The organism is Prevotella sp. oral taxon 475 (assembly GCF_018127805.1).
Lineage (GTDB): Bacteria > Bacteroidota > Bacteroidia > Bacteroidales > Bacteroidaceae > Prevotella.
Map to the genome: position 1 here is coordinate 98,819 of NZ_CP072334.1, position 25,438 is coordinate 124,256.

A 25,438-nucleotide genomic window follows, 5' to 3' on the forward strand; every position below is an offset into this window, starting at 1 on the left:
TTCTCTCGTCTACCGACCGGCTTCTTTCTCTACGCCTATTTGCTGGAGATAGAGCCGGTCGCGGTCGTCTTTGAGCATTTGCCGAAGCGGAATGGGCTCGTTATGATCGTTGAGATAGAGGAGTGGAGCGGGCCGATAGAGTGCGCTGGCCACCGAATGGTGCAGACGAAGGCGGGGCGTACGCAGCCGGGCGAGATGGAGGAAGGTGTGGAAGACGGACAGACTGGTGGCCACGGGGCGGTGGAGGTTGGCGGAAAGAGCCTTAACAACCGTTTCTCGTTGGGACCGATAGCGGGGCGAGAGCCAAACCAGGAGCGGCACATGCAGCTCGAAGCAGGAGGGAATGGGCGAGGCATGGAGGAAGAGATGCCGGTCGTCGTCGAAGAGATTCTCGCCATGGTCTGAGGTATAGAGCAGTGCTGAGACGGTGTTCTCCGCCTCAAGACGGGCGATGAGGCGGGAGAGCAATTGGTCGGTAGCACGAATGGTATTGTCGTAGGTATTGAGCAGCGAGGCCCGATTACCTGGAGTTGCTTCGCTGGCATCGTCGGGTTGAAAGTGAGCCAGGGAGCGCGGGTAACGCTGACGGTATTCGAAGTGCGACCCGTAGGTGTGCAGCACAATGAGTTGTTTTCGCCGTTTCTTTTGCAGTACGCGGTCAACGAGCGGCAACAGATCTCCGTCGTAGCCGCGCCCCAGAGGAGGCCGACCTGCAGGTTGCGGCATACGGATGAAGCACCACTCGTCGGCTTCCTGCCCGAAGAAGTCGATGAAGGAATGGTTGGGCAGTTGGTTGGAGAGAAAGACGGTGTGGAACCCCGCCTCGCGAAAGGCCTCGATGAGGCTTTTCTGCGTATAGATGCTGTCGTAGTTGGCAGCCGAGATGCCCGAAAGGAGCATCGGCACGCTCTTATGGGTGGTGTTGGATTGGGTCAGGACCTTGTCGAAGGCAAAGAGATCTTTCCGCATCGAGAGCTCGGGATTGGTCTTCCGGCAGTAACCATAGAGCTGAAACTGCGGTGCGCGGGCAGTTTCGCCGACAACGAGGAGGTAGACCTCGCGTTCGTCTTTCGGGCTATCGGAGCGAGCACCGAAGCGGAATGCCGCCGACGTTTCGCCGTATCGCGCCGTAGCCTGGGTGCGAAGGGCGGCCAGACGAATGTTCTGAAACACGTTGACGGGATAGAGATCGTTGGCGATGCGATAGTCTTTCCCGGTGAGGAAGAGCAGCAGAAGCAGTCCGACAGTGGCTCCCACGCCTGCCGTCCGGCGAATCCGCCTGGTGGCTTGGCTCCCCAGCGGCTTGCCTCGCCAGCCCGAGAGGGCGGCCAGGACGAGGGTGGGGACGTAGAGCACGACGACGAAAACGATGCCAGGAAGAAGATTGTCGAGCAGTTCGCCGGCCTCACCGGGATTGGTTGTGAGCAGATTGAGAAACATGTCTACAGCGATAACCGAATGCCCATACAGATAGATCAATACCATTTGAAAGGCCGAAAGAAACACCAATGGGAAGAGTACCCACAGCATTCGCCCGGGTCGGTGCCACCAGCTCAGGGCGGCGGCGTAGAGCGAGAGGGGCAACAGAAGGTTCACCAGGCGGTAGACCAACGGCACGGGCTCGGTGTAGGCCAAGCTGAGGTTGGGCAGCGACAGCACCAACATCCCGAACACGAATGTTGTGCTGGGATGTAGGAGTTTTTTTAGATGGGGTAGGGGGAGTTGCATTGGATTCTTCTTTTTAGGAGTGAAAGGAGTGGAGGAGTCAAGACGAATGTCTTGTTGCTGTTCATTCTCTCGAGATGTTGGTTCTGAAATGTGCAGAAGCATCAGGGAGTCTCCGCGGTGGTTCTGCACATTTCAGAAAGCTTCCCTGGGTGCCAGCGGTGGTTCTGCACATTTCAGAAAGCTTCCCTGGGTGCCAGCGGTGGTTCTGCACATTTCAGAAAGCTTCCCTGGGTGTCAGCGGCGTTTCTGCACATTTCGGAAAGCTTCCCTGGGTGCCAGCAGCGTTTCTGCACATTTCAGAAAGCTTCCTCCTCTTCAAAACGCTTCATTGACGTTGAAGAGGAAGCCCGACTGCCCGCTTTTCCCCATACCGTAGTCGAGGCGGATGTTGACGTTCTTCTTAAACTCCCAGCGATAGCCGATGCCCCAGTTGGGCAGGATGTGGCGCAGACGCAACGCACGGAGTTTGGGAAACACCGTTCCGGCTCCGATCCATGCCACGAGTCCGTTGCGACGGTAGACATGCTGCCGCAGTTCGGCTTGCGCCTCGAGCTTGTTGTGGTCGCGATACCGCCCGCCGTAGTAGCCGCGCATGGCGTGAGAGTTGCCCAGGAGAGCCATGTTATTCCACTCGAGCGAACCGAATTGCAACACGCCGCCAGCTTGCAGAGCCAGCGTCGAGCCGTGCCAGAGCGGACGGTAGGTAGAGGCGGTGAAGGTGGTCGTGAAGAAGAATCGGCGAGCGTTGGAGAGCTGCCGGCGCAGCATCTGCGAAAGACTGAGGTAGAAACCGCGATGAGGAGCGGTCATTACGTCGCGTGTGTCGATTTGGAAAGTAGCTCCTGTACCCACGTCGGCGGCATGGGCAGGCCCGCCGAGGAGGAGTTCGGGGCGGGTGAGATGGGCGGCGCGCATCCAGTTGAACGAGAGCGAGGGGCCGAGATAGATGCCCGGACCGAGACGAAAGAGGAAATGGGTCTGCACGTCCACCTCAGAGCGGTTCATTCGGCTTTCGTTTCCGCCGTCGTTGCCCAGGTCGTATCCCACACCCCAAAACTTGGTGGGGAAGAAAACGAAGGAAGCATCGTAGCTCAGTCGGAAGCGTTCGTGGGGCGAGAGATGCACGCCCTTGAGTCCCACCATGTAGAAGCCCACGGTGGAAACGTCGGCGTAGAGCGAGAGGTTGGAGGGCGGGAGGAGCGAGTCGGTGGGAGAGGTGTAGTAGAGTCCGGCGGCGATGAGGCCGAGCCCGAGCCGGGTGTCGGTGCTGTAATGTGGTCCGCCGATGACGCTGAAGTCGAGCTTACGGCGATTCTTCGGCTGGTTGGATTGCGCAAAATAGCGAATAACACTCCCCATCAGTCCCCTCTTTCGGGGCAGACGGCTCTTCATGCTGTCAGCCTGCCAAGAGTTCTTCGGCTCAGATACCAGCGTGGAGGACGAAGTCGAGTCGACTGTAGGTATCGGTTCCTGTGCTCGCAGTCCGCCTGTCCACAAGCAGAGAATGAGCAACAGAACGCTTCCTCGAGGATTAAAAAACCAACCGCACATTGTCTATCCACAGTGTGTTGCCCGGCGAGCCGATGAAGGCTCCACCATTGCTCGAGGAGAACTGAACGATGAGATGTGTGGGCACGTCGTCGGCCGCAGCCCAACCCGTCTCTTTGAGCTGGACGCTTTTGCCGCGACTGTTGCGCACGTAGTCGGTGGAACGTAGCCCCATGAGTCGCTCGCTGTAGCCCGCTTGTCGGCGGATGTCGCCATAGAGCACTGGATAAGTAGCGTTCGCCACCCATCCTGCCGTACTCTTGGCAAATTCCACTACCACCGTTCCCACGCGTTTGGCTGTGATGTTGCCCTGGGCATCCTCCGTGCGTTTCTGTAAGAAAAGTATCGCCGTGGCACAATCCTTCCCCGGAACGGTCTGCACTTTGCTGAATCCGGTTTGTTTGATGCGGTTGGGCTCGCCGGTGAGCGAAACGCGATAGTCGAACCGCAGTGCCCGCGGCCGCTGCGTGTAGGGAATACCCCAATTCAGAGCGCGTTCGCCGTCTTTGGTTCCGCCGATGGGTTCGTGCACGTCGCCCAGGAAGATAGAGCCGGCTGCCAGGACACTGATGTTGATCATACCGAACACTTTGACGTGCTCGATGTGGGTCATGAGTTTGGCACAGTGTCCGCCGCCGTGTGCATCACGATATACCGACTGGTTGGTCTTGACGATGCCCATCACTTTGGCCATCACATTGGACGTGGCCCAGGGCGATCGACCCAAGTTGCGGTAGGGCACGTTGCCCTCAAGCACGCGGTCGGGGCCAATCTCGTAAAGCGTTTTCTCGTCGCCGCCGATGATGGCCGATTCTTTGATATGTCGCGTCACCCAATGGTCCATATTGCCATACAGAATGGGCTCCTCGCGCTCTTGCCCCAGTGCAGTCTGCGCAAAAAGGGCGCAGACAATCAATGTTCTTAACATGTTCTTTCTTCTTTTTAGCTTCCCAAGATTGGGAAAGGTCGTTGATCCTGTTTTCAAGGCCTCCCAAAGTTGGGAAAGTCCGTTTTTCTTGTTTTTGCCGTTTCCCAAGATTGGGAATGGTTGTTTGTCTTCTATTTGAGGTTTCCCAAAGTTGGGAAAATCAGTTTCTTTCGTTTTCGGCATTTCCCAAGGTTGGGACGCATGATTTCACTTTCCGCTCACGATTTTCTGGATGTCGCTGAGCTTGTTGAGGGCCTCGACGGGGGTGAGATGGTTGATGTCGAGTCCGAGAATTTCGTCGCGAATCTGCGAGAGCACGGGGTCGTCGAGTTGGAAAAAGCTGAGTTGCATTCCCTCGCGAGTTTCGTCAAGATGCTTGGCCGAGGGCTTGACGATGGTACCCACCTGGGCGTTGTCGGTCTCGAGTTCGGTCAGCACCACGCCGGCACGTTTGACAATGCTCTTAGGCATGCCGGCAATGTCGGCTACGTGGATGCCGAAGGAGTGTTCCGAGCCGCCACGCTCCAACCGTCGCATAAAAATGATTTTCCCGTCCACCTCTTTCACGCTCACATTGTAATTTTTGATGCGACGGAAGTTTTTCTCCATCTCGTTGAGCTCGTGATAGTGGGTGGCAAAGAGTGTTCGGGCACGTGCCTTGGGCTGCTCGTGCAGATATTCTACGATGGCCCAGGCGATGCTGATGCCATCATAGGTGGAGGTGCCGCGACCCAGTTCGTCGAAGAGTACCAGCGAACGGGGCGATACGTTATTGAGGATGTTGGCGGCCTCGGTCATCTCTACCATAAAGGTAGACTCGCCCTGGGCGATGTTGTCGCTGGCTCCCACACGGGTGAAGATTTTGTCGACCAGGCCTATGCGTGCGCTTTCAGCCGGAACAAAACTGCCCATCTGTGCCAATAGAACGATGAGGGCCGTTTGTCGCAGCAGGGCCGACTTACCGGCCATGTTAGGACCGGTGATGATGATGATTTGCTGACGGTCGGCGTCGAGCAGAATGTCGTTGGGCACGTACTGTTCTCCCAAGGGGAGTTGGGTTTCGATAACGGCATGGCGACCTTGCCGGATGTCCAACACATCACTGTCTTCCACGATGGGGCGCACGTAATGGTTCTCCTCTGCCGTCTTGGCGAAACTAAGTAGACAGTCGAGCTGGGCAATGACGTTGGCATTGATTTGAATCTGCGGCGTAAACTCTTGCGTGGCCCCGATGAGTTCGCCGAAGAGTCGCTCCTCAAGCACCTGAATCTTCTCGTCGGCTCCAAGGATGCGTTCTTCGTATTGTTTGAGTTCTGAGGTGATGTATCGTTCGGCTTGCGCCAGAGTCTGCTTTCGCACCCAGTCGGCGGGTACGCGATCTTTATAGGTATTGCGCACTTCGAGGTAGTAGCCGAAGACGTTGTTGTAGCCAATCTTCAGACTGGAGATGCCGGTGGCCTCAATCTCGCGTTGCTGAATGTCCATAAGGAAATCACGACCACCGCGCGAGATGTTGCGTAGCTCGTCGAGTTCGGGTGAGAATCCGTCGGCAATGACATTTCCCTTACTCAGCAGTAGAGGTGGGTCGGGTTGAAGTTCGTTCTCGATGCGTTCGCGCAGACTTTCGCACAGATGTATCTGCTCGCCTGTTCGACGAATGGTTTCGTTGTCGCTTGCAAGACAGGCCATTTTGAGAGGTTGGATAGCCTGCAGAGCGTTTTTGAGTTGTATCATTTCGCGAGGCGACACGCGTCCCACAGCCACTTTGGAGATGATGCGCTCGAGGTCGCCGATGCGGTGGAGCTGCTCGTCGAGCAGGCTGCGGAAGTCGGGGTGGCGGAAGATGTGGCCTACCACGTCGAGTCGTTGCTGGATAGGTTGCACCTCTTTGAGCGGAAACACCATCCAGCGTTTTAAGAGGCGGGCACCCATGGCAGTGAGTGTTCGATCGATAACGCTGAGTAGCGATGCACCGTCTTCCTGCATGGGTTGAAGCAATTCGAGGGAACGGATAGTGAATCGGTCGAGCCGTACGTATCGGTCCTCCTCGATGTGAGCCAGCGAGGTAATGTGTCCCACGTTGGTGTGCTGCGTCTGTTCGAGATATTGCATGATGGCACCAGCGGCCACGACACCGCTTTGGACATGCTCCACACCAAAGCCTTTGAGGTTTTTGGTGCCGAAGTGCTTGAGCAATTTCTGTCGTGCGGTGGATTCGCTGAAGACCCAGTCGTCCATTTCGAAAACGATATGCTTGGTGCCGAAGTAGCGTTCGAAGTCCTTTTTGTGTGCCCGATCGTAGAGCACTTCTTTGGGAGCAAAACTGCCGAGGAGTTTTTCTACGTAGTCGAACGTGCCCTGCCCCGTGAGGAACTCACCGGTAGAGATGTCGAGGAAAGCCACGCCGCAAGCGGTCTTGCCGAAGTGGACGGCGGAGAGGAAGTTGTTTTCTTTATAGTTGAGCACGTTATCGCCCATGGCTACGCCAGGGGTGACGAGTTCGGTAATGCCGCGCTTGACGAGAGTTTTGGTGAGTTTGGGGTCTTCCAGTTGGTCGCAGATGGCCACACGTCTTCCAGCCCGAATCAGTTTAGGCAGATAAGTGTCCAGGGCGTGGTAGGGAAATCCTGCCATTTCGGTAACGTCGCCGCTACCACCGTTATTCCGCTTGGTAAGGGTGATGCCGAGAATGCCCGACGAGATGACGGCATCTTCACCATAGGTCTCGTAGAAGTCGCCGCAACGAAACAGCAATAAGGCATCGGGATGTTGTGCCTTGAAGCTGAAGAATTGTTTCATCATGGGGGTGAGCCCCTTGTCTTTTGCCATCTTTTTTAATTGATAATTGTCAATTAACAAGGGAATTGACGGGATTTCGGAGTCCTTTCATGCCCACGAGGAAGGCTTTGGCCGAGCCGAATTTCAGATTCATATCGATGCGAACAGGTACGTGGTTGGCATCGTCGGTGACATAGAAGCGGGCAATCTCGTGTGTCTTTCCGTCTTTCCGCTCGATATAGGCCAGTTCCAGACAGCGATACTTTCGGTCGTTATCGGCTTTAATGTTCACCTTCCCGTTATAGCGCAGGATGGCGGGAGTGAGTCCATCGCCGTCGGCCACGGTAAAGAAGATGTCATGTCCGTTTTTCCATCCTTCGGGATTGAAGGAACGAGCGCGCAGAAAGATATTCATCATGTCGTAGACGCAGTCGTCGAGAGTGCGTTTGTCCCAGAAGTGCGACCCATCGTTGCGCTGCCGATGTTGCCGTACCTGGCATTTGCCCTCGGGATAGCTATAGAACACTTCGTCTACAGTGTACCGACTGCCTTCACGGGCTCCTTTGCGATAGTAGAGCGGAGCCATGTCTATTGAGGAATAGCAGAGCAACGTGTCGCGCAGAACGAAGAAATGGTCTACCTTACTATTACCGCGGGTGATGAGACTGCCGCGATAGGCCGGCCGACCACCATAGATACTCTGCACAACAGACATCGAAGCCGTGCCAGCTTTTACCCACACGAATTTCCAATTATAATAAAGGTTATAGGTGAGAAACTCACCCGACTTAAACGCATCGTTTCTAAAAGCACACTGTGCCCTTCCCTGCATCGCGCCCATTAGCAGCAGCAACGCCAACAGGACTTTGTAGATTCGTTTTCTTTTTTTATCGTTGTTTCCTGTGTACATCATCTTTCCTTTTCTTATTTTGGGACTTCATCCATGAACGAAACGCTGTTTTTTTTCATTTCGAGCCATCGCCCGTGGGTGAAAGTCATTTTTTTTCTCGTTTTGAGGCTTCGTCCATGGACCAAACCTATTTCTTCTTATTTCGAGCCATCGTCCATAGACGAAACGTTGTTATTTCTCATTTCGAGTCGTCGGCTGTGGACGAAAGCCCATCTTTTTCTCTTTTTGAGGTTTCGGCCATAGCTGACAGTTCGTTTCAAATCGAATTCCACAGACCATGCTTTGTTAACGAATGGTTGGCGGAGCGATGCCCAATTCGCGGGCCCGTTCGGCATTTCGTCGTCTCACCGTCTTGGCCTTGTCGGGTTTCTGCTTGGTGATTTTCTGCGGTTTTTGCTCGTTCAGCGGGCGGGCCGTAGGATTCCAAGTGCGCGTCACATCCCATTTGGCCTTACATTCTATCTCTTCTGGATAGTAATACACCGATTCGGGAGCGAGGCCCTGGGCGAAATTGCCCGTATCCCAATGTCCGTTTCGATTCGTGTCGACGAAGAGTCGCAGATAGTAGGTGCCAGGTCGGACGTAGGAGAACCGGGCCGTGGACCCTGTGGTCGATACTTGTTTCACCACGCCGTCCGAACTGTTGAGCAGCTGAACCACGAGAGTGGTGTCGCTCAATCCCGAGAGACCGACAGAGAGTGTGCTGTAGTCGTCATCGCTTTTCACCCGGAACCCCTGCTTCATCTTGCCCGACATGCCGCCGTAGAGATCGACGAAGGCCATGCTGTCCAGTTCCAAACTGTATTCAATTCCAGGCTGCCAGTCGGCCGTTAGTTCCAGTCGGCGGCAGTGCAACAGGGGCATTTCGGGCGGTGCCAGACTGTCGGCTGAGAGCCGCACGCGCAATCCATGCCGAGCTTCATACCACAATGTGTCGTGCTTGGCGTAGAGATGTATCTTGCTGGTGTCGACCAAGGCCAACGGCGTGGGTAACGTGAGGGCGACGCGACTGTCGGGGTCAAGTTCGCCCGTAGGTTTTATTTCCACCTTGAGTGCTTCAGGACGCATCTCCGTTTCATAAGGGTCACCCTTCTTTCGAGCCTTGTCTTGCGTTTTCTTCCATTCGTCGTAAAGCTTCTGCCGGTCTTTCATTCGCTTGACATACGACTGCTTGGCCACCATCTCCAGCGTGTCGGTTTGCTCTCTGAGCTGCCCGGTGGTATCGGTGCTGAGGTATTGCAGCTCGATGCGCAGCGTGTCGTTGTTCACCAAAGCCGTGTCGCGAAGCCAGTAGATGAGCGTGTCACGTCGCACAGTCGACTCGACAACAACGGCCTCTTCGGCCTTGAAGTTGAGCCCTCGAAGCCGCGGCAACTCTTTGTTTCCGGTAGTAAAGAAGAGCGAGAAACACTCGGGCTGCGACCGTTCGGCCTTGATGAGAAATCGGTCGGTCTGTGGAGCGGTGAAAGCTCGCAGCATCACGTCGTCGGGTAGGAAGCGAGTATAACCCACACGGGCGATAGAGTCGATGCGAAGCGAGTCGCGCCAAAGGGTGTCTTGCCGCACGTCGGGTCTGGAAGAGGGCACGATCGTGTCTCGAGAGAAGGCCATCTGTTCGCTCTTCTGCGTGAATCGGTAGTCGCCATCGACATCTTGTAGCGCATACACGCGGTATTTTCCCGGGGCCACCCCTTTGATGGTGAAATGCCCTCGACTGTCGGTTTTCGACACGCGCAACATCGGCAGTCGTTCGAAAGCACTGTCGGCCAGATGGGCATACAATCCCACGAGGATGCCTTTCACCGGCTCGAGGTTCTCGGCCGCCAACACATAACCTGATACTTCCAACGTGTCGATCTTCTGCCCCGTGGCAAACGTGTAGGTATAACCGCCCAAAGGGTTACCCTCGTTGTTGTCGCTGATGGCGTCGGAGAAGTCGATTGTGTAAGTCGTGTTAGGTTTCAGCGAGTCTTTCAGTTCGACGGTGATGTTTTTTCCGCCGGCCTTTATCTCCGGAGCCTCAAGCTGCGGAGGCGATACCACCACATTTTCCGTTGCGTTGTCCACCTTGATAAACTCGTTGAAGCGAATGTGAATCTTTCGTCCCTTCACGCCGGTAGCCTTGTCTTCAGGCGTAGCACCGATGACGCGCGGCGGCGTTTCGTCATACCATCCACCGTCAGGACTACCCATCCGGGCGCAAGCATACAACGTCAATAGCACCGCCATGCCGGCCAACGCCCAGGCCATGCCGCTCCAGAGCTTTCTTCTTCGGTGAAAAAAGCCCAGGCATTCGTCTTTATAATGAGGTTTTCGGATGTCCATTTCTCTACGTTCTACCTTCTTTTAAAGGGTTAGAGAAGTTGCAATATCTCTTCTATATTCTTTCGGCTGTTGCTCAAACGCGGCACCTTATGTTGTCCGCCCAGCTTGCCTTTTGCCTTGAGCCAATCGTTGAACAGTCCCCGTCGAGCCACGATCACTTCGAGCGGTTGCAGCGTGATGTTCTTGAATCGCTTAGCCTCATAGTCGCTATTGAGCTGTTGCAGCCGTTCGTCCAGCAGTCGGGCAAAGTCTTCTACGTCGTCCGGAGCCTTCGAAAACTCGATCACCCATTGGTGCCTGCATTGTGCCTGCTCGTTCATAAACACCGGAGCCGCCGTATATTCCAGCACCTCAGCTCCCGTTTCGCCACAAGCATAAGCCAGTCCGCGTTCAGCGTTATCCATAATCAGCTCCTCACCGAAGGCGTTGATAAAATATTTTGTGCGTCCGGTGATCTTGAATTTATACGGCTGGCGCGAGGTAAACTCAACGGTGTCGCCGATCTCATACCGCCAAAGTCCGCACGAAGTACTGATGAGCATAGCATAGTTTCGTCCCGTTTCCACGCCCCAAAGCGGAACGATGGTAGGATGTTCGGTACCGTATTCGTCCATCGGAACAAACTCGTAGAACACGTCATAGTCCAGCATCAGCAGCATCGCCTCGTCCTGTGGGTCGTCCTGAATGCCGAAGAATCCCTCGCTGGCGTTATAGGTTTCCATGTAGTGCATAGAAGGGCGGGCGATGAGTTGGCGGTATTGCTCGCGGTAAGGACCGAAAGCAATGCCGCCATGAAAGAACACTTCCAAGCCCGGCCACACCTCGTCGATGCTGCTTTTGCCCGACAATTCCAACACACGTACCAACACCGAGAGCATCCACGAGGGCACTCCCGAGAGGTTGGTCACGTTTTTCGTCATCGTCTCGCGGGCGATTTGATCGCGCTTCGCTTCAAAATCGGCCAGCAGAGCCGTGCTTTTTTTCGGTACACGCACCAGGTTAGCCAGTGGATGAATGTTCTCGATGAGAATGGCACTCAGGTCGCCCACCAAGCTCCCTGCTACGTTATAGTTGGGCGAATGACTTCCACCCAGTATCAATCCCTTGCCGTCGAAGAGTCTACTCCCAGGGTTGTTCCTCAGATAGAGGGCCACCACGTCGCGGCCGCCTTGATAATGAATCTCGCGCAGCCCTTCTTTAGACACCGGAATAAACTTACTCTTGTCGTTGGTCGTGCCCGACGACTTGGCAAACCACTTCACCCGCCCCGGCCACAGCACATTTTTCTCGCCGTGTCTCATGCGGTCGATGTCGCCTTTCAGCTCTTCATAAGTATTCACAGGCACATTTCGGGCAAAGTCTTCATAGCCTTTCACACGCTCAAAACCGTGTCTTCGCCCATATTCTGTAGGCGTCGCCCGGCTGATCAAATGCGAAAGAACGCGATTTTGCAACGCTTCTCCCTCCAGGGCATACGCTTCCAAAGCCTTTTGTCTGCCTTCGAACGCCCTGCCCACTATGCTTGTTATACTCATTCTGTCGCTTTTTTAAACCACAAAATTACGATAAACTTTTGTAAACGCCCTGCTATTCACCTATTTTAATAGGCTCCTCGTGGCCCTCATTGTCTTATTCTTTGTATGTAAAAACTAAAAACAAAAGATCCAAGTGACGACTCATGCCAACCGAGAACAACTGTCTGCCCCTCCCAAACTTCCTTTCTGGCAGAGCATGAATAACTGACCTCTCAACTTGTTCTTCCCCGAATCCTTAGAACTCCGACCTATTTTTCATTCTCATTTGATCAATGGCCAATTCTCCATTCTCCTAATTTTGTAGACCCAAACAGGCCTCTTCCTCCCTCATTTAGAGTGCCTGGAGAGACCAAGACCTACGGCCTTGTTCCCTCTCTACATGCCGTAGACAGGGTAGGCTCATTTCATTCGCCAACCCTGCTCTGCCAACGGACCAACCCCGATGGGGTTGTTGGCACAAGAGAGTGTAAGAATGCTCCCAAGCAGATGGGGAAACGGATCAACGGAAATGGGGTTGTTGACGCAAAAGAATGTGAGATGAAATCCAGGTAAATAGGAATACAGACCAACTCCTACACAGTGATTGACACAAAAGAGTGTGATGTTGATGCCGGGCCGCGATAAGTGTCTGATTCTTAGGTTGTTACCAAACGCTTTTCAAAAGCTAAGAAAACGACATGCAAAAGCTAAGAGATGACATGGTAAAAGCTAAGAAAATGCACCTCAAAAGCTAAGAGATCAAGTAGTAAGGAGGGAAGTAGTAAGAAGTAAGGAGGGAAGGAATAAAGAGTAAAGAGAGAACCGTCCGACTGCATGTAGGGGGTATGCTATTTGAATTAGCGTAGGAGATGAGCGTGTATACGAGGATGCATCGCCGTCAGTACGGCTCTATCTGTTGGTCGTTTTACCGGTTCGACTGTCTAAAACGCCCTGCGGACCATACACCAACGTCGTGATCGTGCTGGCGGCAAACACCTGTTGTGCCGCCTGTTGAATCTCTTCTGCCGTGATGGCATCGATCTGTTGCAGCAGTGCAGGGATGCTTTTTTCGCGGTTGAAGTGGAGAAAACTCTTACCGAAATCCAGCGCAAAGCTCTCTCGATTGTCGCAAGCCACGCAGATTTGTCCCTTAATTTGCTTCTTAGCGGCCAAGAGTGCGCGGTGCGAGAGGGGGCGTTCGATGAGTCGATCGAGCTCTCGCCGCACCAGTCGGAGGCATTTTTGCACGTCGTGCGGGTCGCATCCGAAATACACACACCAAACACCCGTGTCGGCATAGCTCACCATGTTGCTTTCCACCGTGTAGACCAAGGCATGCCGTTCGCGTAGGGCGATATTCAGACGGGCGTTCATCCCCGGTCCGCCCAACAGATTGTTCACCAAATAAAGCGGCATACGGCGACGGTCATAGGTGCTGAATGCCCGGTTGCCCAGCATTACATGCGCCTGATGCGTGTCCATATCGCGCACCAAAGTTTGTGGAACATAGGTTGGTAGAGGCTCCTTTTCGTGCGTGTCAACGCAAGGTTGCGCTGCCGGAAAGGAAGAAGTGGCCTTCCGGAGCAAACGAACCAGCAACCGAAAGTCGATGTCGCCGTGAGCGAAAAAGATCATATTATCGGGTCGATAGAAGCGGCGGGTAAACGAAAGAGCGTCTGCCGAGGTGTAGGTGCGCAGCTGTTCGGCACTTCCCAGAATGTTATGACCCAAGGGATGACCGCTAAAGACGGCGTTTTCGAAGTCGTCGTAAATCCGTTCGGCCGGCGAATCGTTGTAGCTTTCTATTTCGTCGCAAATCACTTCCACCTCCTTTTCCAACTCGTTTTGCGGATAAATGCTGTGGAAGACGATGTCGCTGAGCAGATCTACGGCCTTGGGAGCGTGTTCTTTCAGTATGGCCGCATAATACACGGTGTCTTCTTTATTGGTAAAAGCGTTGAGGTCTCCACCCACGCTTTCCAAGCCATTGAGGATGTTCCATGCCGTTCTGCGCTGCGTTCCTTTAAAAGACGTGTGCTCGCAGAAGTGCGCCATGCCCACTTCGGCAGATGTTTCGTTGCGCGTCCCGGCATTGATTTCATACCCGCAGTACACCACCGGCGAGTCCGACGGCCGATGAATGATGCGCAATCCGTTGGCAAGCGTGTGCGTGTTATAGCCCGAATACGATTGGCTCTCTCTCTGTTTCTCTGCCCTTTTTTTCATTCCAATTCAACGACTTTTACAAAGAAAAAAACAATCTGCGCCCTCACGGGCACAAATTGCCAATTTTACTAAACCATTAAATTATATAAATATGGAAACATCATTCAAGCAACGTCTTAATTTCGGCATCGATATCTTTGATTTGCGCATCGCGTTTTTGCAGCACATTGTTTCTGTCGATGAGGAAAAAGGTGGGCAAGGTCTGCACGTTATACAGCGAAAGGACACGACTGCGCAAGCCATCCTCGTCCCAAACGCTCACCCATGGTAGGGCTGCCGTCTTGGTTTTCCAGTAATGTTCTTGCGAATCGAACGACACCTGATAAATTTCAAAGCCCCGGTCGTGGTATTTATTATAGATGTCTCGCATCATCATGATCCGCTTCAGACTGCCTTCCTCAGAGAAAACCTGGAAATCCAGCAACACCACTTTCCCTTTCAAGGAAGTGAGTCGGCGCATTTTCCCGTGGTTGTCGGGTAGAGAGATGTCGATCACTCCCGAGGTTTCGATCTGTTCTGCGTTGATCACTCGGCGGGCATTGTTCTCTGCAATGCGCACGTTTTTCATCCCTTCGATGGCGATGTTGTGCAGGTTCAGTCCGCGTTCGGCCTTTGGAAAGTAAGTGTCCCAGCTGGTAGCAACGGCAGCAAACACTTTTACGTCGTCCTTACTGCTGCGCGGATTGAAGATCAACAGGTTGGCATTGCCCAGCAGGATGGTCTGAAAGAGCGCATAATAGGCATAAGCCTTCATCGGCTCTTTGAAGATATAGTGGGTTTTGACGTGGTTTTTATAAACGTCGAGCACCTGCTTCACGCTGTCTTCCACAGCCTCAACGCCGAGCGAAGGACTGGAGGCGATACGGTCTACGCTGGCTTGCAGGTCGATTTGTAGCAAGGCCAACTCGCGTATTTTCTCGCATTCTTCCGACCCGCTCACCTCATATCCCACCGACATCGTGGGGTAATGAGCCTTCACTGTGATATTTTCGGTGGAGTCGATGGCCAGATTCACTATCTGTCCGGCGATTCGCAGGCGGTAGAACTCAGGAAATTCGGGAGCCGGTTGCTCAAAACAGAATGCCCCTTTCTCGTCCAGTTGCACGCTGTCTACGGTTTTTGCGCCATCCAAACTCATGTTTTCAAAGTAGAGCACAGAATCTTTTGCCTGCGCAATCACTCCGCTCACCTTGAATTTCTTGCCGGTGCACGAAGCCATGGCCAGCAGAATCGCTGCCACCATCCCAACAGTATGTATCTTCGATAGAGTCTTTTTCATTTGAGGAGTCGTTTCATAACCTTTTTGCAAAGTTAAGACAAAGCTCTCAAATCGCAAAGATCCGACCTGTTTTTTTGAGCATCAGGTCTTGCAAAAGCGTGATAAGGCGACGAGTGTCATCTCTTATGGATGGATCAATAGCCTGTTACGCTCTATTCTGATGGTCTTTTTCGCTTTTACGACACGAGCTTTCCGATGACCATTCCCCCGTAAATGGCTAATAAACCCAGGATGATGCTGCCACCGATATACAACCCTGCTGTCATGATGTGGGTAGAACGGAACAGCTGAAAGCTCTCGTTTAGATAGCTGCTAAAGGTGGTCAGACCGCCACAAAGACCTGCTATAAGAAATAGTTTCAGTCCATTACCGATGCCTATCCGTCCGCTTTCTGCCACTGCATACACAAATCCGATGAACAGACAGCCCAACAAATTGGCTGTTAGCGTTCCGAAAGGGAGGGGCGAAAGGCTGGTTCCTTGCGCCACTTTGGCTATGAGAAACCGGACAATACTACCTAAAGCTCCACCGAGAGCTACAAGAAAGATATGACGTATCATCTGTATATAGCGTTTTAGGATGCAAAATTACGTTTTTCTGGGGAAGTTTCTATCTGTTCGAGTCTGTGATGTGGTGAAAGGAAAAAGAACAGTGCTTACATAAGAGTCGATGGAAGGGTCGACAGAAAAGGGTACAAAAAAAGGGATTCCGCTGAATCCCAACCTTTTGTTAACCTTAAATCTAATACCATGAAAAACACGATGCAAAGGTAGTCAGTTTTTTCTTTAGTTGCAATACTTATGCCTTCCTTTTTTATGTTTCTTGCTGTATTCTTGACTTAAATCAATATTATAAGTAGTAAGGAGGGAAGTAGTAAGGAGTAGGGAGAGAAGTAGTAAGGGGTGAGGGGAGGAGTCATTTTAATTGGGTGTCAGCTATACATTTTGTGCTATGCGATTGTTAGCGCAAAGAAACTTGACGGCTTTTTACAACCAATGCTGCAAACGAGTTTCTATTCTCTTAGTTTTCGCCATCCAAAAGCTAAGAAAACGCATGGCGAAAGCTAAGAAAATGAGGTGCAAAAGCTAAGCTTTTGAAATGTGTTATGCAAGCCTCTGGTTATCAATGGGTTACAAATGCTACTTCCCGCGCCTGTTTTTCAAGACGAAAAGCAGGGCGGAAGGCCCATCAATGGCGAGCGAAACGAAGCCGGAAAGGAGAACTGTTTCGGTGGGAAAACAGTTTTACGCTATAACGAAAGGAGAGAGGGGGCGCTTCTTTCATTGAATAGGGAAGCAAACACGGAACCGCCGACGAGCCTTTTTAACGGAATGAAGAGGTGGAAGGAGAGCTGTTGGTGGGCTTTTTCAGTCGGAAGGAGAGCTGGAACAGGGCAGGTGCGAAGATGAGCAGCGAGCAAAGAAGACCGAGATACATCCGTTTGTCATCGCCATGGAAAAGATCGATGAGTCGGCCATCGGCCTGATGGGGTAGCAACTGATACATCACGTAGGCTACGGTGTTGTTGATCCAATGCAAAACGATGCCGGGCACGATGCTTCCCGTGCGATGATAAAACCAACCAAGCAGCAAACCCATGAGGAAAGCGTTCGAGCTTTGGGCCACATTGCCGTGAACCAATCCGAAAAGAAGGGCCGATACCACGATGGGAATCCATGGCATGCGCCCGTTGAAATAGCGTAACAACGAACGAAGAATGGCTCCGCGGAACACCATCTCTTCGGCGATGGGGGCCAGAATGCCCAAAGCCAGATAGCCCCAGCGGTTGGACATCATGCTTTTCAGCACCTCTTCCATCTCGATGGGCAGGGTAAGGTTCAGCTGTTCGTATATCCATTCGAGCGGAAGGATGGCTCCCAAGCCCAACAAAGCCACCCAAAGGAGAACTGCCCAAGGCCGACTGCGAAGGTAAACACGAGAAAAAGGCGACCATCTGCGCCATACAAACAAGGCGATGGTGAGCACATTGCCTATCGCACTGCCCCATACCAGCACGCTGCTACGGGCTGAAAGGAGAGGGTTACCGCCCCCTCCATGAACTGAAGCCTGGGGACTAACGGTGTTCAAGACGAACATCACGACGGGGGTAACAAGAATGGAGATAGCGATAAATACAACGAGATACAGCAGTACGTTGAGAATGTCTTTGTTTTTAGCGTTCATGCCAAGTGCGGTTGTTAAGGATGAATAGGGTTCTTACTTTCCTCTTGTCGGCGGCTAACTGAATTTGCAAGTCCCGAAGAGAGTCGAATTTCTCTTCGTCACGTATGCGATAGAAGAATGAAAGGCGCAGATGCCGATCGTAGAGGAGACCATTGAAATCGAGGATATGGGTTTCGATGGTGGTGGTTTGTCCGCCGAAAGTGGGGCGATGGCCGATGTTGGTCATACCCAGGAAAGAGTCTTCCAGGCCTTCTATTTCGACGCGGGTGGCGTAAACGCCGTTCCGTGGCAACAGTTTTTGCGGATTTTCGAGCACTAGATTGGCCGTGGGGAAACCCAGTTTGCGCCCCTCCTGAAAGCCGGGAGCCACCGTTCCGCCAATCTTGTAGGCATACCCCAGGGCGCGATGAGCAGCCGAGACGTCGCCTTTTTCGAGCAGTCGACGGATGGAAGACGAACTGATCGTCTCGCCATAGGGGACAAAACGTGGAGCTTCCGTTACGGCCATACCCAGTGAGAGGCCATATCGAAGATAGTCTGCAAAGCCCTCTTGGCGGTTGTGCCCAAAGCGATTGTCGTGACCGATCACCAGATCGGCCACGCCAAGTTGCCTTTTCAGTACCCGTTGCATAAATTGGTGGGCAGAGAGTTGCGCCATTTTCTCATTGAAATCCAGCAGAATGCAACGGTCGACACCCATCTGTTGCAACATCGCGAGCTTCTCTTCGGGTGTGGAAAGCAAGGCGGGGATAAAATGTTGCTGCACCACTTGCCGCGGATGTTGCTTGAAAGTAATCACCAAAGAGGGGAGATCCTTGCGGTAAGCTCGCTGTTGAACATATTGAATCAAAAAGCGATGGCCGCGGTGAACGCCATCGAAGAAGCCGATCGTAGCCACTGTGGGCACGTCGATAGGAGTGTCTTTTTTGAGTGTTAGGATTTCCATCTACACCTTTTTATAGGGTTTGTCAATGCCATTCGTGAGGCGGGTTCAGGCTCTTCGTTTGAAAAGTCGCCACAGTTCGCCCGTCCACAACACCACCGAAGAGCCTGCCACAAGGCTCGTCCACTCGCCGAGTGAGAGGGGAGAGGTGCGGAACATTCTGCCGCCAAAGGTGACAATGAGCCACTGTCCACCAAGGATGAGCAGCAGGACGAAGAGCAATCCGCGGTCGGCATACAGTCGGCGGAAAGTGGAATGATGAGAGTTGAGCGTCTTTGCGTTGAAGAGATTCCAGAACTGAAGCATCACAAAGGCGGTGAAAAAGAGGGTGAGTTCGTGCACATCCACTCCTTTCGAAGCGTTGTTTTGGAAGAAAATCAGCATCGTAAAAAGCAGTACAAAAAACGTAATACCGCAAAACACAATGCCACGGGCCATCGATGGCGAGATGATGGGCGCATTTTGAGGACGCGGACGCTCTGTCATCACTTCCCGAGACGGAGGCAACGAGGCTAAAGCAAGGGCCGCAAAGGTGTCCATAATCAGATTGACCCACAGAATTTGGGTAACGGTGAGGGGTATTTCTGTACCGATGACCGCACCGCCCAACACCAAAAGAAGGGCCGTGAGATTGACAATGAGCTGGAAAAAGAGAAACCGACGGATGTTGTTATACAGCGAACGACCCCACATCACGGCTCGTTCGATGGAACGGAAAGAGTCGTCGAGGAGGGTCATATCCGAGGCTTCTTTCGCCACACTCGTGCCTGAGCCCAACGAAAGGCCTACATGAGCGTGGTTGAGAGCGGGCGCATCGTTGGTTCCATCGCCCGTGACAGCCACCACTTCTCCTCGTTTTTGCAACAGATTGACGAGCCTTTGCTTGTCGGTGGGTCGCGCCCGGGACATCACCCGCAGCACTTTCACCCGCTCATAGGCCTCTTCGTCGGTGAGAAGAGCGAAGTCGGGCCCGGTGATTTGTGCCTCTTGGGGAGTGGTTTCGTCCCAAATGCCAATCTGTCGGGCTATCTCTATGGCCGTGGCAGCAGTGTCTCCGGTCACCATCTTCACCTCGATGCCGGCATTGATACACTCTTTTACGGCCGCAGGAACATCGCTTCGGATGGGGTCGCTGATAGCGGTGACGGCCTGTAAACAGAGCGGATGGGTGGCGTTGAGGCGATTGAGGTCGGGAGTTTCGCCCTCGACCAGTTCTCGATAGGCAAAGGCCAGCGTGCGCATAGCTCGGTCTTGATAGCTGAGAAGTAATCGATTGATTTGAGAAACACGCTCTTGCGGTAGGTTACAAAGGGCCATCACCACTTCAGGAGCCCCTTTGACGAAGAGCCTCCGTTTGCCTTCGACCCGCGCAACAGTGGCCATGTATTTGCGTTCGGTGGAGAAAGGCAGTTGATTTTCAATCTTTTCCAGTCGCCGAAGGGTGTGATAGTCGGTACCATTGGCCTGCAACCACAGCAGTAAAGCCACCTCTGTAGGGTTTCCGATGCCTTTCAGGGAAGTCTCTTCATCGTCCGTTTGAGTTTCCAAATGGGCAGTTGTGTTGAGCGCAATGGCCTCTTTGAGCAAACTTTCGGCATCGAAACAGCGTAGTTCTTGCACCTGCATGCAGTTCTGAGTCAGCGTTCCTGTCTTGTCAGTGCATATCACTGTGACGGCACCCATCGTCTCACAAGCGTGCAATTTGCGAACCAGGTTGTTGCTCTTCAGCATCCGTCGCATGTTCAATGCCAAGCTAAGGGTCACCGCCATGGGCAATCCTTCGGGTACAGTCATCACGATCAGCGTGACCGACATCATGAAATAGTTCAGCACACGCTCGATCATCTGCATGTAATGGGTGGTGTGCCACACTTCCTGCGTGAAGAGATCGTGCCCCAGGAAGACGATGAATGCCGAGAGAGCCACGCCGAATCCCACTTTGCTGATGAGCTTGGCCAGTCGGTCGAGCTGCTGATTGAGGGGCGTTTTCACGGCCGTTAGTTCGGTAGACTTGCTGGCAACCTTTCCAATTTCGGTGTTGTCGCCCACCGAAATGACACGAGCCAGGCCGCTTCCGCTCATCACCATGGTAGAACGGAGCACGATATTGGCGGGATAAGTTGCCTCTTCTGTGGCACGAGAGGGGTCGGCATGCTTGGTGATGATGGGCTCGCCGGTGAGCGAAGATTCGTCGATTTGCAGGTCGGCCGACTGCAATAGCTCTCCGTCGGCCGGTATCTCATCGCCTACTTCCAGTACCATCACATCGCCCACAACCACCTCGTGGCGTGGAATCTGCGTGGTTTCGCCCTCGCGTCGCACGGTTACGGCTTGTTCTTCACTCAAAGTGGTGAGCACGTTGAACTTCTTTGCAGCATCGCGTTCAAAGTAAAAGCCGATGGTTGTGGCCAAAATCACAGCCAGAAAGATGCCTAAAGTCTCGAGAAATTCGCCGTCGATGAAACAAAATACCAGTGACACGGCGGCGGCCACAAGTAGTATTTGAATGATGGGATCGCGATATTTGTCGATGTAAAGGGCCCAAAGCGACGCTCGTTTAGGTGGTGTGAGCATATTTTCTCCATATCGATGGCGTTGTTCTATCACCTCTTTGGCAGTGAGTCCGCTCGTGTTCAACTGTCCTGTTGCTGTTTCTATACTCATCGTTTCATCCCAGTTTTCTGAACGACAGATGACTTTCGTCCATTCCTGTTCTCCTTGTTCGCGTTTGGTGGACGTGCCATCTATCTGATGCAAAGGTATATAAAACGTGTAGAAGTCTTCTTTCCGGCCTTTCAGATTTACGTCTTTTTATGGAAAAAAGATGTCAACGAGAGCAATGAGAACCAGCTCTCTAATTGCCGAGTGCAACCTATTTTATACAAAAAATTTGTGTATTTACATCGAAAAGATTATCTTTGCACCCATCAAAATGCCTGCATTCAGGCATTTAGGGCTTTTAGCTCAGTTGGTTAGAGCAACAGACTCATAATCTGGAGGTCCTTGGTTCAAGCCCAAGATGGCCCACAAATAAAAAGAGCTTTACATCTTTTTGTAAGGCTCTTTTTCTGTTGATGATCAGGCCTTTCTCTTTATTTTCTCTCTGAAAAGTCCTTTGGGGAGGCTTTTTAAGAAGGGCCGAAAGGGCGACAGACGGCAAAGCGTAGTGAAGAAGAACAGAAAGGAAAGCCTATTTTCTTTGAGAAGAAAATAGATTTTGGAGGAAGAAGAAGATCGGTTTGCGAGCAAATGCAGATCGATGAGCACCTAAGTGATTGATCGTTTCAGCTGTTTGGCCAATTCCCAAATAACAATTCCTGCGGCAACCGATACGTTCAGCGAGTGCTTGGTGCCAAATTGCGGAATCTCAATACAGCCATCGCAGAGGTCGACCACGCTTTGTTGAACCCCCTTCACCTCGTTTCCCAGCACCACGGCATAGCGTTTTCCCGATTCTGTGCAGAAGTTTTGCAGCATTGTCGACCCTTCGGTTTGCTCCACGGCGTAAACCAATGCACCGCTCTCGCGCAACTGTTGCACGGCATCTTCGGTGTGTTCGAAGTGCAACCAAGCCACACTGTCTTCCGCTCCCAGTGCTGTTTTGTGTATTTCGGCACTGGGCGGCGTGGCCGTTATGCCGCAAAGATAGACGGCTTCGATGCAGAACGCATCGCAGGAACGGAACACCGAACCTACGTTATGCAACGATCGGACATTGTCTAACACAACGATGAGCGGCCGTTTCGGGGCCTCTTTAAATGCTTCTACCGACAGGCGACGCATTTCTATGGTGCGGAGCTTGCGCATGTTTCTTTGTTAATGGAGGATGACGGATGAATCATCAGGCTCTTGAAGAGGGCTTTAGGGGTGGTGCGAGGATGGAGATGGACATGTAAAACAGGGCTGTTGGCTGTCGGGATGGAAGAGAGCATGGGGCCAAGTATGGAATGCCGTTTTCTCATCTCTTAGCTTTTGGCTTGTGAAAGCTAAGAAAATGAAGTGCAAAAGCTAAGAAAACGCACGGTGAAAGCTAAGCTTTTGCAAACCATTTTCTAAGTTATTGGCTCACAGAGAAATAGGGCTCTGTCTGGGAAAGCTCTGCATGCTCTCCTTTTTCTCGTGCTGTTGTGTAGGGCAAGAGGGTGGTTAGGCCTGACTGTAAGCCACGGCATAGGCCTTGATTTGCTTCACCATCGAGAGTAAACCATTGGAACGGGTAGGTGAAAGATGATCTTTCAGACCGATGGCGTCGATGAAATGGAGATCGGTTTCGATGATTTCCTTCGGTGTATGTCCGCTAATGACCCGTATGAGCAGGGCGATGATGCCCTTGGTGATGAGTGCATCGCTGTCGGCACTGAACTCTAAGAGTCCGTCTCTTAGGTCGCATTGCAGCCACACTCGGCTTTGGCAACCCTCAATGAGGTTTTCTTCCACTTTATACTTGGCATCCAAGGGTGGAAGTTCGTTGCCCAGGTCGATGAGCATTTGGTATTTGTCCATCCAATCGTCGAACGCCGAGAACTCTTCTATCACCTCTTCTTGCAGCGAGAGGATGCTTTTTGGGGGTGTCGTCATTGTCTTTTTTGATGTGTTGTGTGTGTGGAATGTTGTTGAAACGAGCCTGATGCTATGACTTGAGAATAAAGACCTTATCGTTGGGTCTTACCTTTTCGGGCACGGGAATAGACACCCGTGTGCCTTTCTCTGCGCGTTCTACCGGCTGAAGCTCGTAGCGTATCTCCGTTGCGTTGAGGTATAGCACGCCCGTTGTTGGTCCGGTAATGAGCAAAGCGTCGCCAACGCTCACTTCGGAAGCCTCGACGGCGATCTCGGCAACGCCTAAACGCGAGAAATATTTGATGACTTTTCCGGCCAATACCTTCTTTTCGGTGGCCTTATTGCCATAGTTTTTGGTCCATTCGCCCATTGTTTGCCCTTGATAATAGCCGTCCCAGAAGCCGCGATTGAACACTTTGGCCAGTCGTTCGTCCCACTCTTGTTTTTTCTCCTCGGTGAAAGTGCCGTCTGAAACGCTCCGGATGGCCTCCTGATAGCAACGAACCACAGTGTAAACATACTCCGGTCCGCGGGCTCGCCCTTCGATTTTGAACACCCGAACGCCTGCTTCCATCATGCGATCGATGAAGCGAACGGTTTTCAAATCTTTGGGGCTCATGATGTATTTGTTGTCTATTTCGAGCTGATGTCCCGTCTCATTGTCGGTCACAGTGTACGAACGACGACAGATTTGCACGCATTCTCCGCGGTTGGCAGAGCGATTAGCATCGTGCAAACTCATGTAACACTTCCCGCTTACGGCCATGCACAGCGCGCCATGACAGAACATTTCGATGCGAATGGGCTGTCCGTTAGGTCCTGTAATGTGCTGTTTGTCTATCTCCCGGGCGATGTGTTGCACCTGCTCCATGTTGAGTTCGCGGGCCAGAACGGCCACGTCGGCAAACTGTGCATAGAACTTCAGGGCTTCGATGTTCGAGATGTTGAGCTGCGTAGAGAGATGAACCTCTACTCCCACCTGCCGGCAATACATCATCACTGCTACGTCGCTGGCAATCACCGCCGAGACTTGGGCCTCTTTGGCCGCATCGATGATGGTACGCATGGTGGCTAAATCGTTGTCGTAAATGACGGTATTCACCGTGAGATAGCTCTTCATGCCGTGTTGTTGGCAAGTGCGAGCGATGTCGTTGAGGTCTTCGAGAGTGAAATGATTGGCCGAATGGGAGCGCATATTCAACTGTCCGATACCAAAATAAACCGAGTCTGCTCCTGCTTGCACGGCTGCAACGAGGCTCTCTCGCGAACCAACGGGGGCCATGACCTCAAAATCTGCTGTCTTCTTCTCGTTCATCACGTTGCAAAGTTACGAATTAAAAACATTATCTTTGTCTGCCTATGTACAGATTATTTGTAATGATGGCCGTGCTGACGCTTCTGTCAGGATGCGGCAAAAGGGAACCCAGGGCGGGCGAAAACCACCTGACGGTAGACGTGTTGCTTAAAACTACGCCGGTGAAAGACCAGGGACGGAGTGCGCTTTGCTGGGTGTATGCCATGTTGGCCACGATAGAAACGGAGCATTTGATGCGTGGCGACTCGGTGAATCTTTCCGTTTCTTATGCTGCGCGCATGGCTTTGACCGATCGCGCGCGCACCTATTATCTTACGCGTGCAGCCCGTCCGCTTTCTCAAAGGGGAATGGCTTCAGAACTATTGCATACCATTCACACCCACGGACTGCTGGCTTACGATACCTACTCTGTGCCCCGGGCCGACGTATTCAACGTCTTGGGTCGCAGGATGCAGAACGTCTGCCGGTTGGCCATAGCCCAACGAGAGGGCCTTTCATGGCTCAACGCACGGCTCGACGACCTTGCCGACCGCTCGTTGGGCTTTCTTCCGCGCACGCAGTTTATGCTGGGTGCCGCCTATACGCCGCAAGAATTTGCTCGCAGCGTTTGCCGTCGAGACGAGTATCAGGCACTGACCAGCTTTTCGCACCACCCGTTCTACGAGCGGTTTGCACTCGAAGTGCCCGACAATTACCGTCAAGACACGTTTCTCAATCTGCCTATCGACTCGCTCACAAACCTTGTCGAGCGTTCTCTTCGCTCTGGTCATCCCGTGTGTTGGGAGGGAGATGTCAGCGAGCCGGGCTTCCTTTTCCATCGCGGTCGGGCTGTTATCGAGAACCGGGATGCCGCTGTTACGCAACAATGGCGGCAAGAAGAGTTTGAGACATTCCGCACAACCGACGACCATTGCATGGCCATCGTGGGCCTGGCGCACGACGACAGCGGGCAGAAGTTCTTCATTTGCAAAAACTCTTGGGGCCCGAACAACCCTTATCAGGGCTTGATGTTTCTCTCTTTTGCCTATTTCAAACTCAAGACCATTGCTGTTTGGGCAATTCATCATTGATCATGGGGTGAATGGAGAATGAGCAATTCAGAGTTGGGAGGATTGCAAATTGGTAATGGATGGCTCGTTGCAGAGGGCCACTTTACTGAAAAGAGAACCGACAGCGTGCAGGCATGATCGGTTCTCTTTT

General features: G+C 52.7%; 17 protein-coding genes and 1 tRNA gene. 2 read left to right on the plus strand and 16 right to left on the minus strand.

Translation table 11 applies throughout. The features are described from left to right. Nucleotides 1–9: 9 nt before the first annotated feature. From J5A66_RS00355 to J5A66_RS00415, 13 genes are all read right to left on the minus strand, one after another. On the minus strand, nt 10–1,728 hold the full coding sequence (locus J5A66_RS00355; RefSeq protein WP_211790529.1) for a phosphoethanolamine transferase: 1,719 nt from the start codon (nt 1,726–1,728) through the stop codon (nt 10–12). Between the two features lie 315 nt (nt 1,729–2,043). Beyond that, nucleotides 2,044–3,279, minus strand: a complete 1,236-nt coding sequence (locus J5A66_RS00360) for a hypothetical protein (protein WP_249109975.1) — start codon at nt 3,277–3,279, stop codon at nt 2,044–2,046. Continuing rightward, a complete protein-coding gene (locus J5A66_RS00365) occupies nt 3,260–4,204 on the minus strand; it encodes a PCMD domain-containing protein (protein WP_211790530.1) in 945 nt (314 codons plus the stop codon). The genes J5A66_RS00360 and J5A66_RS00365 overlap by 20 nt, the downstream gene beginning before the upstream one ends. A 207-nt stretch (nt 4,205–4,411) precedes the next feature. Then, the gene (gene mutS / locus J5A66_RS00370; protein ID WP_211790531.1) at nt 4,412–7,033 is read right to left on the minus strand and encodes a DNA mismatch repair protein MutS; all 2,622 of its coding nucleotides are present in this window, start codon (nt 7,031–7,033) and stop codon (nt 4,412–4,414) included. Nucleotides 7,034–7,052: 19 nt separating this feature from the next. Beyond that, the gene (locus J5A66_RS00375; protein ID WP_249109977.1) at nt 7,053–7,895 is read right to left on the minus strand and encodes a DUF3108 domain-containing protein; all 843 of its coding nucleotides are present in this window, start codon (nt 7,893–7,895) and stop codon (nt 7,053–7,055) included. Nucleotides 7,896–8,177: 282 nt separating this feature from the next. Beyond that, a complete protein-coding gene (locus J5A66_RS00380; RefSeq protein ID WP_249110036.1) occupies nt 8,178–10,121 on the minus strand; it encodes an Ig-like domain-containing protein in 1,944 nt (647 codons plus the stop codon). A gap of 125 nt (nt 10,122–10,246) precedes the next feature. Continuing rightward, complete coding sequence (locus J5A66_RS00385; RefSeq protein WP_211790532.1) at nt 10,247–11,752, minus strand: GH3 auxin-responsive promoter family protein; 1,506 nt, start codon at nt 11,750–11,752, stop codon at nt 10,247–10,249. Between the two features lie 888 nt (nt 11,753–12,640). Further along, a complete protein-coding gene (locus J5A66_RS00390; protein ID WP_211790533.1) occupies nt 12,641–13,957 on the minus strand; it encodes a pitrilysin family protein in 1,317 nt (438 codons plus the stop codon). A gap of 100 nt (nt 13,958–14,057) precedes the next feature. Continuing rightward, nucleotides 14,058–15,236 (minus strand): TlpA disulfide reductase family protein, encoded by a 1,179-nt coding sequence (locus tag J5A66_RS00395; RefSeq protein WP_249109978.1) that lies wholly within the window; start codon nt 15,234–15,236, stop codon nt 14,058–14,060. A gap of 176 nt (nt 15,237–15,412) precedes the next feature. Further along, nucleotides 15,413–15,796, minus strand: coding sequence for a CrcB family protein (locus tag J5A66_RS00400; RefSeq protein WP_211790534.1), 384 nt, complete (start codon nt 15,794–15,796; stop codon nt 15,413–15,415). Between the two features lie 763 nt (nt 15,797–16,559). Continuing rightward, nucleotides 16,560–17,420: a CPBP family intramembrane glutamic endopeptidase gene (locus J5A66_RS00405; RefSeq protein ID WP_211790535.1), complete on the minus strand. Its 861-nt coding sequence runs from the start codon at nt 17,418–17,420 to the stop codon at nt 16,560–16,562. Next, the gene (locus tag J5A66_RS00410; protein ID WP_211790536.1) at nt 17,410–18,366 is read right to left on the minus strand and encodes a bifunctional riboflavin kinase/FAD synthetase; all 957 of its coding nucleotides are present in this window, start codon (nt 18,364–18,366) and stop codon (nt 17,410–17,412) included. The genes J5A66_RS00405 and J5A66_RS00410 overlap by 11 nt, the downstream gene beginning before the upstream one ends. Before the next feature lie 45 nt (nt 18,367–18,411). Beyond that, nucleotides 18,412–21,027, minus strand: coding sequence for a calcium-translocating P-type ATPase, PMCA-type (locus tag J5A66_RS00415; RefSeq protein WP_211790537.1), 2,616 nt, complete (start codon nt 21,025–21,027; stop codon nt 18,412–18,414). Between the two features lie 289 nt (nt 21,028–21,316). Here J5A66_RS00415 and J5A66_RS00420 point away from each other — a divergent pair. Continuing rightward, nucleotides 21,317–21,390: transfer RNA gene (locus J5A66_RS00420), tRNA-Ile, on the plus strand. A 240-nt stretch (nt 21,391–21,630) separates the two neighbouring features. On the opposite strand, the gene J5A66_RS00425 is transcribed toward J5A66_RS00420, so the two are convergent. The 3 genes from J5A66_RS00425 to J5A66_RS00435 all read right to left on the minus strand — a co-directional run bounded on the left by J5A66_RS00425 (nt 21,631) and on the right by J5A66_RS00435 (nt 24,238). Next, on the minus strand, nt 21,631–22,170 hold the full coding sequence (locus J5A66_RS00425; protein WP_211790538.1) for an RNA methyltransferase: 540 nt from the start codon (nt 22,168–22,170) through the stop codon (nt 21,631–21,633). Nucleotides 22,171–22,509: 339 nt separating this feature from the next. Next, nucleotides 22,510–22,941 carry a SufE family protein gene (locus J5A66_RS00430; protein WP_211790539.1) on the minus strand — a complete coding sequence of 144 codons (432 nt, stop codon included), beginning with the start codon at nt 22,939–22,941 and terminating at the stop codon, nt 22,510–22,512. Between the two features lie 52 nt (nt 22,942–22,993). Beyond that, nucleotides 22,994–24,238, minus strand: a complete 1,245-nt coding sequence (locus tag J5A66_RS00435; protein WP_211790540.1) for a peptidase U32 family protein — start codon at nt 24,236–24,238, stop codon at nt 22,994–22,996. A 44-nt stretch (nt 24,239–24,282) separates the two neighbouring features. On the opposite strand from J5A66_RS00435, the gene J5A66_RS00440 reads away from it, so the two are divergent. After that, on the plus strand, nt 24,283–25,308 hold the full coding sequence (locus tag J5A66_RS00440; RefSeq protein ID WP_211790541.1) for a C1 family peptidase: 1,026 nt from the start codon (nt 24,283–24,285) through the stop codon (nt 25,306–25,308). Nucleotides 25,309–25,438 lie beyond the last annotated feature (130 nt).